Origin of the sequence: Streptomyces sp. NPDC058295 (assembly GCF_042880655.1) — a bacterium.
GTDB lineage: Bacteria > Actinomycetota > Actinomycetes > Streptomycetales > Streptomycetaceae > Streptomyces > Streptomyces coriariae.
Window position 1 is genome coordinate 1 of sequence record NZ_JBHVYO010000002.1, and the last position, 12,482, is coordinate 12,482.

Consider the following 12,482-nt stretch of genomic DNA (forward strand, 5'->3'; position numbering starts at 1 on the left):
GTGGCCGGCGTCCGTCCTTGCCCCCGGTGTCAGCCGTGCGCCGAACGCTCGCTCAGTGCGCGCCCACCAGCTCCTGATCGGCGCCGCGCGGAGTCTGCTTCGAGCTGCGCAGCGCGGCGATACCGATGAAGACCATGGACGACAGGCCGGCGATCGCGAACGAGGTGAAGCCCCAGTCGCCGTTGTTCGAGGCGAGCAGCTGGCCGCCCAGCCACGGGCCGAAGACGGCGCCGAAGCGGCCCATGCCGGAGGTCCAGCCGACGGCGGTGGCCCGGTTGTCCGCGTGGGAGCGGATGGAGACCGTCGCGTAGATCATCGTCTGGGCGCTGTTGAGGAAGACGCCCGTGAAAAAGACGACGATCATCGTCACGCTCATCGGCATGTGGACGCTGAGCAGGAACACGCCGGCGGCGGTCAGCGCGAACCAGATCGCGGAGATGCGCGGGGCGCCGAACCGGTCGGCGGCGCGCCCGGCGACCAGCATGCCCACGATGCCGCCGAGGTTGAAGACGACCACGAAGGACAGGGCCGAGCCCAGCTCGTAGCCCTCGGCGCGCATCAGGGTGGGCAGCCAGGTGGCGACACCGTAGACGAGGAGGAGGCCGCCGAAGGAGGCCAGCCAGTACAGCAGGGTCTGGGTCCACTCGCCGCCGCGGAAGAGGTCCTTGAGCGCGTTCCAGCGGTCGGCCGCGCCCTGCTTGCCGGACTTGTCGGCGGGCAGTTCGACGTCGTAGCGGGTGGCCAGCTCGCGGGCCTCGTCGGCGCGGCCCTTGGCGACGAGGAAGCTCAGCGACTCGGGCAGCAGCTTGGCGAGCACGGGTGCGAAGAGCAGCGGGAGCACGCAGACCCAGAAGGCGGCGCGCCAGCCGACCGGGTCGATGAGCCACTTGGCGACGTAGGCGGAGAGGATGCCGCCGGCGTGGTGGGCGGTCATCAGCAGGCCGATGACGATGGCGCCGCGGCCGCGCGGGGCGTAGTCGGAGACCATGCTGATCGCGGTGGGCAGCAGGCCGCCGAGGCCGACGCCCGCCAGGGTCCGGCCGAGGCCGAAGACCTCGACGCTGCCCGCCATCGCGCACACGCCGGAGGCGAGCGAGAAGAGGATCACGCAGCCGACCATCAGCTTCTTGCGCCCGATCCGGTCGGCGACGGTGCCCGCCGTCAGGGCGCCGATCAGCATGCCGAAGGTGGCGTAGCTGCCGAGGTCGCCGGCCGTGTCCGGGGTGAGGCCGAAGGTCTTCGTCTCCAGCAGGTGCGGCAGCACCGAGCCGTAGATGAACATGTCGAGGCCGTCGAAGAGCACCGCCAGCCAGCACAGACCGACGACCAGGAGGGCCAGTCTGCTGCCGCGGGCGGACAGCGCGGGGGAGGAGGACATCGTTGTTTTCCTCTCGTCCAGGAGACGTTCCCTGGAGGGGACGAGTGAAGAGGGCCGGCGCGGCTCGTGCGGCTGACCCGGTGTGCGCAAGACGCTAAGGATCAGCCCGGAGAGAGTCAACACTTTTGTCAACAATCTCATCGACAATCAGTCGATCCGCTGGTCCGACGCCCTGCGCACCCGAAAAACAGACTCAGCTCACGGGCGGTGTGCCGTGCGTGTGGAACGACTCGATGGTCCGCAGACCCCAGGCCTGCCCCTTCTGGCGCTCCTCCTCGGTCCAGGTGATCAGCGGCCAGTCCGGGGCCAGCACGAGGCGCGTGAGCGGGTTGCACAGCTCGATGCGGTTGCCGCCGGGCTCGTAGACGTACAGGAAGAACGTCTGCTGGATGGCGTGCTTGTGCGGGCCCGTCTCGATGAACACGCCCGAGTCGATCGCGAGATCGGCGGCGCGCAGGATGTCCTCACGGGTGTCCGTCGCGAACGCGATGTGGTGCAACCGCCCGGAACTGCCGGTCCAGTCCGAGGTGTAGACGACGTCGTACGACTTGTTCGTGTAGGTCAGCCAGCGCGCCGCGATCCTCCCCGTGTCGAGCCTGATCTGCTCGGTGGGGCGGGCGCCCAGCAGGTTCTGCTGGAACTCGGAGTTGGCGAGCACGTCGGCGGCGAGGAAGTTGATGTGGTCCAGGCGCCTTACGCCCACACCCCGGTTGGGCTTGGCCTGCGGCTGGTTCTTCAGCGCCGGCTTCAGCTCGTCGGGCGCCCGGTAGTGCTCGCTCTCCCAGTACAGGGCGTGCTCGTGGCCGTCCGGGTCGGTGGTGACGTACAGCTTGCCCAGACCGGGCTCGTCCTCGGCCCACTGGCCGGTGCCACCCGCCGCCTCGACCGCCTCGACCCGGCGCCGCAGGGCCTCCTCGCTGGAGGTGCGCAGGGCCAGCCGGCCGAGACCGGGCTGCTCGCGGGCGGTGAGCACCAGGCTGTGGTGCTCGTAGTCGTCGAAGGTCCGCAGATAGACCGTGTCGCCGTCCTGTCCGTTGACGGTGAGCCCCAGGTAGTCCGTGAAGAAGCCGACGCTGGCGTCCAGGTCCGGGGTGAAGAGCTGGGCATGGCCGATGTGGGCGATGTCGCCGAGCGGCGGAGTCATCGTTGACCTCCAAGGGAGCGGGGGGAGAGGGGGGCCGTCTCGGCGGACCTGGGGAAGACGGTGCCGTCGAAGATCTTTCGGGCCGTGCGCACCACGGCGGTGCGGCGGGCGGCGGGCAGACCGTCGGGGGTTGCCCCGAGGCTACTTTCGATATCCAGGAATCCGGTGGGATGTTCTATGCGGATTCGGTCACTGCCGGCGTCGATCCTCGCCAGGTCCGCCCCCACACTGCCTTCGATCCGCAGGCCGGCCGCGACGCTGGCCGCGCCGAGCACCCCGATCGAGGGGTGACAGCGCACAGGAATGAAGGTGCGGGTGGTGACAGCGCCGTCGCCGCGGGGCGCGGCGAGCAGCGTGAGCTTGGGCACGGTGGTGTCCGAGACGTCGCCGAGGCCCATCAGCCGGCCCGCCGCCAGACGGATCTTCCGCAGGCGGTCGGCGAGCGCGACGTCCTCCTCCAGGTCCCGGGGCAGTTCGTAGCCGGTGACCTTGAGGGAGGTGGCCGCGATGAGCACCGTCGGCATCCCGTTGTCCACGCAGGTCACCGCGACGCCGTCGATCTCGTCACGGACGTTGCCGGTGGGCAGCAGCGTGCCGGTGCCCGGCGGGAACTCGATCACCACGGGCGCGGCCGTCCCCGGCACTCCGGAGATCTCGGCGGCGCCGGTGTAGTCCACGCGGCCGCCCGGCGTCGGGAAGGTCGCCGTCGCGTGGTCGCCGGAGTTCACCATGCGGATGCGGACGGCGGTCTCCTCCTCCCCCGCGGCGACGAGCCCGCGCTCCACGGCGAACGGGCCGACACCGGCGAGGATGTTGCCGCAGTTCTGACGGTCACTCACCTCCGGTCGGTCCACGCCGACCTGGAGGAAGAGGTAGTCGACGTCGGCGTGCGGGTCGGCCGACGGCGACACCACGGCCACCTTGCTGGTGAGCGGGTGCGCGCCACCCAGGCCGTCGATCTGGCGTGCGTCCGGACTGCCCATGACACGCAGCAACAGCTCGTCGCGCAAGGCCGGTTCGGCGGGGAGATCGTCGGCGAGAAAGTACGCGCCCCTGGAGGTGCCGCCCCGCATCAGCAGACAGGGCAGCTCCTCGGGCACGAAGGTCACGACGACTCCCCCGTGTACGCGTCGTACGTCTTGTACTCGACGCCGAGCCGCTTCAGGGTCTCCCTCAACCCGTAGCGGTCCAGGCCGAGTTCGCCGTCGAGGAAGGCGGCACGGGAGCGGGCCTCCTTGGCCTCGCGGGCCTCGGACGCCGCCACGGTGGCGCGGGCACGCTCGCGCGGGACGACCACCACGCCGTCGTCGTCGGCGAGGATCACGTCGCCCGGACGGATCACCTGGCCGTCGATCGCGATCGGTACGTTGACCGAGCCGCCGGTGGCCTTCACGGTGCCCTGCGAGGAGACGGCCCGCGACCAGGCCGCGAACCCCATGTCCCGCAGCTCCTGGGTGTCGCGGATGCCCGCGTTGGTGATCACGCCGCGCACCCCGCGCCGCTGGAGGGCGGTCGCGAAGAGCTCGCCGAACATGCCGTCGGTGGACGGGGAGGTGGTGGTGACGACCAGGATGTCGCCCTCGCCGCACTGCTCGACGGCCGCGTGGATCATGAGGTTGTCGCCGGGCCAGCTGAGCACGGTCACGGCGGTGCCGGCGACCCGTACGCCCTGCTGGATGGGGCGGATCTCCGGGCTCAGCAGGCCGGTCCGGCCCAGCGCCTCGCCGACCGTGGCCACGCCGAAGCCGGCCAGCGCGTCGACGTCCTTCAGCTCCGCCTTCGGCGGATCGGTGACGATCACGCCGCTCATGACAGCTCCTTGGCGATCTGCGGGTAGGGACGCATGTACGCCTCGGCCATGGTCTTGTGCGCCAGCCCCAGGTTCGGTCCCGCGTTGCGCTTGAGCTGGACGCCCCGGCGCACGGCGAGGTCGGTGTAGTAGTCCCACAGATGCTGCTGGGCGCCGAGGCACTCCATGGCCTCGCGCTTGGTGTCCCACACCTCGGTGATGTCGAGCAGCACCTCGGGCTTGAAGCCGCTCATCTCCGGCTGGTGCGGCTCGAAGTAGAAGACCGGCGGCGCGCCGATGATCTCGCCCTCGCCCGGGTAGCCGATGGCCTGGGCGAGGACCCTGGCCTCCAGCGCCATGCGGTTGGCGGCCGGGTGGTCGCCGTTGTACGGGTCCTCGGTGGGGTGGGTCAGCACCACGTCCGGCTGGGTTTCCCGGTAGACGGCGACGAGCCGGTCGGTCAGCTCGGCGGTGGCCACGAGCGGGTAGTCGCCGGCGTCGAAGAAGCGGACCTCGGCGCCCAGGGTGGCGGCGGCTCGCTCGGCCTCGTCCCGGCGTATCGCCTTGATCTCGTCGAGCTTCCTGCCCTCGCGCCACGCCTTGGCGGACTCACCGCGCTCGCCGAAGGTCAGGCACGCGATGGTGACCTTCTCCCCGCGGGAGGCGGCCAGGGCGATGGCACCGCCCGCCCGCCACACGAAGTCGCCGGCGTGCGCGGTGACGACGAGGGTCGATCGTGGTGGGCTGGCGGGCGCGTTGGCCTGGGTCATTCTCAGATCTCCTTGGTGACAGGTGGGCGCCCGCCCCGCGCAGCCGTGATCAGTCGCGCAGCGCCTCGATCACGCTGGTGAGGTGGGCGCGGACGGCCGTCTCGGCCGCCTGGGGGTCCCTGGCCCGGATCGCTTCGATCATGGTCAGGTGCTCGTTCAGGGATTGCTGCGGCCTCCCCGGCCTGAGCGCCAACTGGAAGCGGTGGCGCACCAGTTGGGCGTTCAGCCGCTCCAGCAGCTGCTGCGCGGTCTGCTGGCCGGAGAACTCCCGGATGCGGACGTGCAGTTCGTGGTTCAGGTCGGAGTAGGTGACCGGCTCGCCGTCGGCGACGGCCTTGGTCATGGCCGTGCCGAGGTCGGTCAGCTCGATCAGCTGGTCGTCGCTGGCCGCGACGGCCGCCTTCGAAGCGCAGAGCCCTTCGAGAACCATGCGACACTCGGTGATGGCGACCGCTTCGTCCACGGTCACCACCCGCACCCGCGAGCCGCGGTTGCGGATCCGTTCGACGAGCCCCTGGGACTCCAGATCGATGAGCGCCGCGCGGATGCTGGCCCGCGTCACACCGAACTGCTCGGCGAGCTCGTTCTCCACCAGCCGCTGGGCCGGTGCCATCTCGCCGTGCAGGATCGCCTGCCGCAGCTGCGCGAGCGCATGCTGTTTGGCCTGCTCCCCGGTGCTCGGACGGGCTTCTTTCGGCATGGTTGCCCTCCCTGAGTGAGTGCCTGTCGAACCTAAATCTAGCGAAACAAGATTGTCAACAATTTTGTCCGCCGTATTGCGCGCGTGCTTCCGCCGCGCCATGTTCCCACTGGACGGACACGGCGTGGGACTGCGCGGGCCACTGGGTTACTTGATCAACGCGTTCGCCACGACCACGATCACACCGAGCAGCGCGTCGACCGCCCCGATCAGCACCGCGACGGGCCAACGGCGGCGCGACCAGCGGGCGGTGACCAGGCCGAGGGCGAACAGCAGGGCGATGTTCAGGGTGAACGCGGCGTACTCCACCCCGCTCGCCGGCCACCAGCCCCAGCCGGCGCCCGCCAGGATCAGGACGGTGGGCACCACGGCCGCGACAAGGGGCCACTCCTCGACGAGGGTGCGCAGCGCGTCCCCTCGTCGGTGCGCACCCCGCTCGGCGATGTAGTGGGCGTAGCCGTGCGCGAGCGCCGAGGCGAAGGCGGTCACCAGCAACCAGATGGCGTCGTACCGGCGGCTGCCGCGCGAGGTGTGCCCGTACTGGCTGAGCGCGGCGACCATCGAACTCGCGAGCACCGCGCCGTAGACACCGCCGAAGAGGAGAGCCTCACGCGTGTCGTGCCGGTGCGGCTCGCGCGCCGGCACGGTGTCGTCCGCCATGGGCACCACGATCACCCCGCCCCGCACGGGCCGCCAGTCGTGACGAAGTGTCCTCCCACCTGGGCCGACAGCCCACACAGTGTCCACGCCCGGCGGACGTACGGCCTCGCTAGGGTCGCCTCATGAGCACCGACAGCGGTCCCGACAGCCCTCCGCGCCACAGCTTCGTCGTCCACATCCCCGACGCCGGCCTCGAACCCGAGCCGCTCGACCCGGGGCAGATCGTCGCCGGGACCCCCGAGGTGACCGGCAAGGTGGTGTGGGAGTCGGCGGACGGCCGGCAGATCAGGGGGATCTGGCAGATCACCCCGGGCGTCGTCACCGACACCGAGGCGGACGAGCTGTTCGTGGTGATCAGCGGGTCGGCGACCATCGAGGTCGAGGGCGGTCCCACCCTGACGGTCGGTCCGGGCGACATGGCGGTGCTGCGCGAGGGCGACCGGACGACCTGGACGGTCCACGAGACGCTGCGGAAGGCCTACGCGATCACGCTGTGACCTCGGGCGGGCGCGCCGTCGTCCCCCGGACCTCCAGGACCGGCGGGGTCAGCTGCAACCGTCCCTCCCCGCCCGGCCGTTCGAGGCGGTCGAGCAGACAGCGGGCGGCACGGCGGCCGACCTCGTGGCCGGCGCCGTCGACGGTCGTGAGCCACACATGGCGCAGCCGGGAGATGCCGGTGTTGTCGTAGCCGACCACGGACAGGTCGCGCGGCACGCGCAGCCCCAGTTCCTCGGCCGCCGACAGCACCCCCACCGCCGTCATGTCGTTGACGGCGAACACGGCCGTGGGCCGGTCGGCGCGGGCGAGCAGCCGCACCGTGGCCCGGTAGCCGCCCTCCTCGGTCATGTCCCCCGCCTCGACCAGCGCCGCACGGTCCGGCCCCGCCGCCCGCATGGTGGCCTCGAAGCCGCGCCGGCGCAGGTCGGCGACGGCACCGTAGCCCGCCAGGTGGGCGATGCGGCGGTGGCCGAGCCCTACGAGGTGCTCGGTGACCAGGCGGGCGCCGCGCTCGTCGTCGTTCGCCACCAGGTCCACCCCGGCCGGCACCGGCTCCCGGGCCGCCGCGACCACGACCGGCATCCGGGCGGCGACGGTCTCCAGGGCCGCCGGGTCGGGCAGCGTGCCGACCACGACGAGACCGTCCGCTCCCAGGTCCAGGAAGGGCCCGGCCGGGTCCTGGCCGACGCGCCGGTGCAGCCGCGCGTCGGCCAGCAGCATGTGCAGGCCGCTCGCGTGCAGCAGGGAGTTGAGGCCGTCCAGGAGGTCGACGTACCAGGGGTTGCGCAGATCGTGCAGCAGGACGCCGACCATGGGGTTCCCCCCGGCCGAGCGGGGGCGGGGGTCGGGCACGGTGCGCTGCTCACCGAGACTGCGGGCCGCCTCGTTGGGCCGGTAGCCCAGCTCTCGCACGGCCCGCAGGACGGCCTCCCGCTTCTCGGCACGCACCTGGTCGGAGCCGCGCAGCACCAGCGAGACCAGTGACTTGGACACCCCGGCCCGGTCGGCGACATCACGGATGGTCGGTGGCCTCATGATTGGACCGTTCCATGTGGCGCACCGGTTGTCAAAGGGCCTGGGAACCCTTGACACCCTGGGCAGAAGGCCCACAGGGTGGCCTGGTCAGTGGATGGAGCGGTCCAAGGAAGGGCTGTGGTGACTGCCATGGTGGATGCGCTGGGAGTGGCCGTCGTCGGGTTCGGCTGGATGGGCCGCGTGCACACCCAGGCGTACGCGCGCGTACGGCACCACTACCCGCGGCTGGCGCTGCGGCCGGAGCTGGTGAGCGTCGCCGAGGAGGTGCCCGGCCGGGCCGACCAGGCCGCGGAGCAGTTCGGCTTCGCCTCCGCCACCCGGGACTGGCGCGAGGTGGCGGCCGACCCACGGGTGCGGGCCGTCAGCATCACCGCGCCGAACTTCCTGCACCGCGAGATCGGGGTCGCGATGGCGGAGGCCGGCAAACACATCTGGATCGAGAAGCCGGTGGGCCTCGCTCCCCCGGACGCCCGGGCGGTGGCGGACGCGGTGGCCCAGGCGGGCGTACAGGGCGCGGTCGGCTTCAACTACCGCAACGCGCCCGCCGTGGAAGCCGCCCGCGACCTGATCGCCTCCGGTGAGCTCGGCACGGTCACCCACGTCCGCGTCCGCCTCTTCAGCGACTACGCGGCCCACCCCGACGGCGCCCTGACCTGGCGGTACGAGCGGGAGCGGGGCGGCAGCGGAGTGCTGGGCGACCTGGCCTCGCACGGCGTGGACCTGGCCCGATTCCTGCTCGGCGACATCACGTCCCTGACGGCCGACACGGCGGTCTTCGTCCCCGAGCGGGCCCGCCCGACGGGAGCGACGGCGGGCCACAGTCTCGCCGTCGGCGGCGAACTCGGCCCGGTCGAGAACGAGGACTACGTCAACTGCCTGCTGCGCTTCGCCTCGGGCGCCCGGGGCGTGCTGGAGGCCTGCCGGGTCTCGGTCGGCGAGCAGAACAACTACGGCTTCGAGGTGCATGGCACCAGGGGCGGCGTGTTCTGGGACTTCCGGCGGATGAACGAGCTCGGCGTCAGCCGCGGCACCACGTACCAGGACCAGCCCGTCAGCACGGTGTACGTAGGCCCGGGCGACGGCGAGTTCGGCGCCTTCCAGCCGGGCGCGGCGAACGCCATGGGGTACGACGACCTCAAGGTGGTGGAGGCCTACCGCTTCCTGCGCTCGGTCGCCGAAGGCACCCCCTACGGGGCGACGCTCGCGGACGCGGTGCACAGCGCGACCGTGCTGGAGGCGATGACACGCTCCGCGGAGAGCGGTTCCTGGGTGGACGTGCACCCGTAGGGGTGGCGACAGGACCACCCCCGATCCGGTTCTCAAGGCCAGGGACGGCGCGCCCCGGGAACGGCAGGCTTCAGGGGTCGGCGCACACGTGCACGAGCACATGGCCGCCGGCACCGAACCCGCCACACGGAGCACCCGGGGGATCCCCATGTCCGAAGCCGTCGCCCGTCGTCTGACCGGCCTCGCCGCCGTCGTCGCCGCGCTCGCCCTCATCGTCCAAGTGCCGCTGTACTTCCTCTACTCGGGCCCGCCGCCGGACGCCAACGTGCTGTCCCGGCTGCTCGTCGGGATCGTCGCGCTGGCCTCCCTGGTGGTGTTCGTGACGGCGTTCCGGGAGCTGGTCGCCCGGGTGGCCCCGGACCGTGCGTGGGCCGGCTCGCTCGCCTTCGCCGCAGGCCTCGTCTACACCACGGTCACCCTGGTCTCGATGGGGCTCGAGGCCGGCGCGGTCATCGCCGTCGACCACCCCATCGACCCGACCATCGACGTCAGTGGCACCTACATCCTCTACGGGTCGATCTCCCGGCTCATGCTGGCGCTCTTCCTGACCGCGCTCGGCCTCGCCGTCGGCCGCACCCGTCTGCTGCCGCGCTGGACCGGCCGTTCGGCGTACGTCCTGGCCGGGATCAACCTGGCCTTCGTGCCGTCGCTGTTCTTCGGCAACGATCCCGCGTTCTTCTACGCGGCGAACGGCTGGGGCACCACCGCCCTGATGGGTGCCGTCCTCAGCTACTGGCTGCTGGCCCTGGGCGTGTGCATGTACCGCGGCGCGGCGCGCCTCGCCCCGGCGGCCGGGACGCCGGCACCGCGGCACTGAGCAAGCACCGGGCGTGCCCCGAGAGGCCCGTGGAGCCCGCGTCCCGTCCCACCCCCGCCCGCGCCCGCGCCCGGTGTCAGCCGGCCGCGGGCGGGGGCGGCATGTTGTACGGGGTGACCACCTGGATCGCCGACGGCAGCGGGGGCCCGGCCGGCGGCAGCGCGCCGTGCGCCCGCATCACGGTGTGGCAGGCCTCGCGCACGTCTCGGCGCAGGTCGTGGTGGAGGACGGCGGACAGCCGGTGGCCGCGCAGCAGCCGGGTGTTGTCGTGGTCGAGGTCGTGCGCGACGAACACGTCGCACTCACGGCCGAGGTCGGCGAAGGCGCGCAGGGTGGCGTCATTGCCCCCGCCGATGGAGTAGACGGCACGGATGTCCGGATCGCGTTCCAGCGCGGCCCGGACGAGCTCGTACTGCGTGGCGTCCAGCCCCTGCCCCTCGGCGATCTCGACCAGCGTGCGCTCGGGATCGCGGGCCCGCATCACACTGCGGAAACCCATCTCGCGCTCCTCCTCGTTGCGGAAGAAGCCGCTGCTCAGGCTGGTGAGCACATTGCCGGGGCGGTCACCGAGCCACTGGCCCATGAGGTAGGCGGCGGTGGCGCCGGCGGCCCGGTCGTCGATGCCGACGTAGGCGAGACGGGCGCTGGCCGGCAGATCCGTGACCAGGGTGACGACCGGGATCCCGGCGGCGACCAGCCGGCCCACGGCGGCATTGGTCTCGGGTACGTCCGGCGCCTTGAGGATGACCCCCTGCGAGCCGCGCCGGGCTATCCGGTCGAGGGTGGCGACCTGCTCCTGGACCGGTCCGGTCTCCCGGAAGTGGAAGCGGGAGCGCAGCACGGCCGGGTGCAGGGACGGCAGCTCGGCCTCCAGGGCGGCCCGGACGGCGGTGCTGAACCGTTCCGGCGCCTGCATGACGATGTCGACCATGAAGGTGCGCCCGACGAGCCTGACCTGGGTGCGCTGCCGGTCCAGGTCGGCGATGGCGCGCTGGACCTCCTGCACGGTGGAGTCCCGCACCCCTCCCCTGCCGTTCAGCACCCGGTCGACGGTCGCCTCGCTCAGACCCGCCTGACGTGCGATCTCCCGGATGGGGAAGGGGTGGCCCACGGAAAGCTCCTCCGGGATCTGCTTGAGGGGTTTTTGATGGCCGCCTGCTGGTTGTTCGACGGGTTTGTCATGACAAGAATGGCAGCACTGAGCCGCCATTGCCATCGAAGGGACGACGATGTCCTTCACCTCCGTGCGAGGTCACGCCTGGCTGACCGAGCAGGACTGCGACCTCGACACCTTCCGCCCGCTCGTCGAGCGCACCACCGACCTCGCCGACTTCCCGCACGCCTCGGCGGTGCAGGGGAACGTCCTCGTCTACGACAGTGAACGGCTGCGCGCCCCCGGAACGGACCGCGCGGTCCGCGCCGAGCTGGTGCGGGCCCTGAGCGACGGCCCCGGAGTCGTCGTCTTCCGCGACGCCTTCCCCGATCCGGCGGTCGTCGACCGGGCCACCGCCGTCTTCGACGCGCTCATCGCCGAGCAGCGTGCCTCGGGCGCGACCGCCGGCGACCACTTCGCGAGGCCCGGCGCCAACGACCGCGTCTGGAACGCCCTGGAGAAGGCCGCCCTGCGTGACCCGCAGGCGTTCGCCGACTACTACGCCAACGACATCCTGGCGCTGGTCTCGCGGGCCTGGCTCGGCCCGGGCTACCAGATGACGTCCCAGGTCAACGTGGTCAACCCGGGCGGCCAGGCGCAGAGCGTGCACCGCGACTACCACCTCGGCTTCCTCTCCGACGCGAGGGCCGCCGCCTACCCGGCGCACGTCCACCGGCTCTCCCCCGTGCTCACCCTCCAGGGCGCGGTCGCGCACGGCGACATGCCCGTGGAGTCCGGGCCCACGCTGTACCTGCCGTACTCACAGACGTACGAGCCCGGCTACCTGGCGTGGCGACGGCCCGAGTTCCAGGAGTACTTCGAGAAGAACCGGGTCCAACTGCCGCTGGCGAAGGGCGACGCCGCCTTCTTCAACCCGGCCGTCTTCCACGCCGCCGGCACCAACCGCACCACCGACGTACGCCGGATGGCCAACCTGCTCCAGGTGTCCTCGGCCTTCGGACGCGCGATGGAGACGGTGGACCGGGAGGCGGTGGCGAACGCGGTCTACCCCGTGCTGCTGGAGCGCCGGGCGCAGGGCGTGGGCGAGGAGTGGCTGGAGCATGTCGTCGCCGCGAGCGCCGAGGGCTATCCCTTCCCCACCAACCTCGACGGCGACCCGCCGGTCGACGGCCTCGCCCCGCCCGCGCAGGCGGACCTCGTACGGCGGGCGCTGCACGAGGAGTGGACCCCGCAGGCACTCCGGAACGAGCTGCGGGCCTACGCCCTGCGGCGCGCGAGCTGAAAGGACCT

The 12,482-nt window shown here is 71.8% G+C and carries 13 protein-coding genes; 4 read left to right on the forward strand and 9 right to left on the reverse strand.

The features are described 5' to 3' along the window. Nucleotides 1–52: 52 nt before the first annotated feature. From ACFVYS_RS02320 to ACFVYS_RS02350, 7 genes are all read right to left on the reverse strand, one after another. Nucleotides 53–1,378, reverse strand: coding sequence for an MFS transporter (locus tag ACFVYS_RS02320; RefSeq protein WP_389498042.1), 1,326 nt, complete (start codon nucleotides 1,376–1,378; stop codon nucleotides 53–55). Nucleotides 1,379–1,571: 193 nt separating this feature from the next. Then, the gene (locus ACFVYS_RS02325; RefSeq protein WP_389498044.1) at nucleotides 1,572–2,522 is read right to left on the reverse strand and encodes a catechol 2,3-dioxygenase; all 951 of its coding nucleotides are present in this window, start codon (nucleotides 2,520–2,522) and stop codon (nucleotides 1,572–1,574) included. Then, nucleotides 2,519–3,631, reverse strand: a complete 1,113-nt coding sequence (locus tag ACFVYS_RS02330; RefSeq protein ID WP_389498046.1) for a 4-oxalomesaconate tautomerase — start codon at nucleotides 3,629–3,631, stop codon at nucleotides 2,519–2,521. Before ACFVYS_RS02330 ends, ACFVYS_RS02325 begins: the two co-directional genes overlap by 4 nt. Further along, a complete protein-coding gene (locus ACFVYS_RS02335; protein ID WP_389498048.1) occupies nucleotides 3,628–4,332 on the reverse strand; it encodes a 4-carboxy-4-hydroxy-2-oxoadipate aldolase/oxaloacetate decarboxylase in 705 nt (234 codons plus the stop codon). Before ACFVYS_RS02335 ends, ACFVYS_RS02330 begins: the two co-directional genes overlap by 4 nt. After that, nucleotides 4,329–5,081 (reverse strand): PIG-L deacetylase family protein, encoded by a 753-nt coding sequence (locus ACFVYS_RS02340; protein WP_389498050.1) that lies wholly within the window; start codon nucleotides 5,079–5,081, stop codon nucleotides 4,329–4,331. Before ACFVYS_RS02340 ends, ACFVYS_RS02335 begins: the two co-directional genes overlap by 4 nt. Nucleotides 5,082–5,130: 49 nt before the next feature. Next, complete coding sequence (locus tag ACFVYS_RS02345) at nucleotides 5,131–5,781, reverse strand: GntR family transcriptional regulator (protein WP_362266118.1); 651 nt, start codon at nucleotides 5,779–5,781, stop codon at nucleotides 5,131–5,133. Between the two features lie 147 nt (nucleotides 5,782–5,928). After that, entirely contained in the window at nucleotides 5,929–6,441 is a 513-nt protein-coding gene (locus ACFVYS_RS02350) for a hypothetical protein (RefSeq protein ID WP_389498052.1), read from the reverse strand. Between the two features lie 122 nt (nucleotides 6,442–6,563). On the opposite strand from ACFVYS_RS02350, the gene ACFVYS_RS02355 reads away from it, so the two are divergent. Then, on the forward strand, nucleotides 6,564–6,938 hold the full coding sequence (locus tag ACFVYS_RS02355; protein ID WP_389498054.1) for a cupin domain-containing protein: 375 nt from the start codon (nucleotides 6,564–6,566) through the stop codon (nucleotides 6,936–6,938). On the opposite strand, the gene ACFVYS_RS02360 is transcribed toward ACFVYS_RS02355, so the two are convergent. Beyond that, nucleotides 6,928–7,974: a LacI family DNA-binding transcriptional regulator gene (locus ACFVYS_RS02360; protein WP_389498056.1), complete on the reverse strand. Its 1,047-nt coding sequence runs from the start codon at nucleotides 7,972–7,974 to the stop codon at nucleotides 6,928–6,930. The genes ACFVYS_RS02355 and ACFVYS_RS02360 overlap by 11 nt on opposite strands. A 129-nt stretch (nucleotides 7,975–8,103) precedes the next feature. Between ACFVYS_RS02360 and ACFVYS_RS02365 the strand changes: the two genes are divergently transcribed. After that, nucleotides 8,104–9,261, forward strand: coding sequence for a Gfo/Idh/MocA family protein (locus tag ACFVYS_RS02365; protein ID WP_389498602.1), 1,158 nt, complete (start codon nucleotides 8,104–8,106; stop codon nucleotides 9,259–9,261). A gap of 148 nt (nucleotides 9,262–9,409) precedes the next feature. Beyond that, complete coding sequence (locus tag ACFVYS_RS02370; RefSeq protein ID WP_389498058.1) at nucleotides 9,410–10,078, forward strand: hypothetical protein; 669 nt, start codon at nucleotides 9,410–9,412, stop codon at nucleotides 10,076–10,078. Between the two features lie 76 nt (nucleotides 10,079–10,154). On the opposite strand, the gene ACFVYS_RS02375 is transcribed toward ACFVYS_RS02370, so the two are convergent. Further along, nucleotides 10,155–11,189: a LacI family DNA-binding transcriptional regulator gene (locus ACFVYS_RS02375; protein ID WP_389498059.1), complete on the reverse strand. Its 1,035-nt coding sequence runs from the start codon at nucleotides 11,187–11,189 to the stop codon at nucleotides 10,155–10,157. A 118-nt stretch (nucleotides 11,190–11,307) separates the two neighbouring features. On the opposite strand from ACFVYS_RS02375, the gene ACFVYS_RS02380 reads away from it, so the two are divergent. Further along, nucleotides 11,308–12,474, forward strand: a complete 1,167-nt coding sequence (locus ACFVYS_RS02380) for a phytanoyl-CoA dioxygenase family protein (RefSeq protein ID WP_389498061.1) — start codon at nucleotides 11,308–11,310, stop codon at nucleotides 12,472–12,474. Nucleotides 12,475–12,482 lie beyond the last annotated feature (8 nt).

Bases quoted from the DNA above. Each gene is read 5' to 3' on its own strand.
- ACFVYS_RS02320 (WP_389498042.1), bottom strand. From the start codon at position 1,378: ATGTCCTCCTCCCCCGCGCTGTCCGCCCGCGGCAGCAGACTGGCCCTC.
- ACFVYS_RS02325 (WP_389498044.1), bottom strand. From the start codon at position 2,522: ATGACTCCGCCGCTCGGCGACATCGCCCACATCGGCCATGCCCAGCTC.
- ACFVYS_RS02335 (WP_389498048.1), bottom strand. From the start codon at position 4,332: ATGAGCGGCGTGATCGTCACCGATCCGCCGAAGGCGGAGCTGAAGGAC.
- ACFVYS_RS02340 (WP_389498050.1), bottom strand. From the start codon at position 5,081: ATGACCCAGGCCAACGCGCCCGCCAGCCCACCACGATCGACCCTCGTC.
- ACFVYS_RS02345 (WP_362266118.1), bottom strand. From the start codon at position 5,781: ATGCCGAAAGAAGCCCGTCCGAGCACCGGGGAGCAGGCCAAACAGCAT.
- ACFVYS_RS02350 (WP_389498052.1), bottom strand. From the start codon at position 6,441: ATGGCGGACGACACCGTGCCGGCGCGCGAGCCGCACCGGCACGACACG.
- ACFVYS_RS02355 (WP_389498054.1), top strand. From the start codon at position 6,564: ATGAGCACCGACAGCGGTCCCGACAGCCCTCCGCGCCACAGCTTCGTC.
- ACFVYS_RS02360 (WP_389498056.1), bottom strand. From the start codon at position 7,974: ATGAGGCCACCGACCATCCGTGATGTCGCCGACCGGGCCGGGGTGTCC.
- ACFVYS_RS02365 (WP_389498602.1), top strand. From the start codon at position 8,104: ATGGTGGATGCGCTGGGAGTGGCCGTCGTCGGGTTCGGCTGGATGGGC.
- ACFVYS_RS02370 (WP_389498058.1), top strand. From the start codon at position 9,410: ATGTCCGAAGCCGTCGCCCGTCGTCTGACCGGCCTCGCCGCCGTCGTC.
- ACFVYS_RS02380 (WP_389498061.1), top strand. From the start codon at position 11,308: ATGTCCTTCACCTCCGTGCGAGGTCACGCCTGGCTGACCGAGCAGGAC.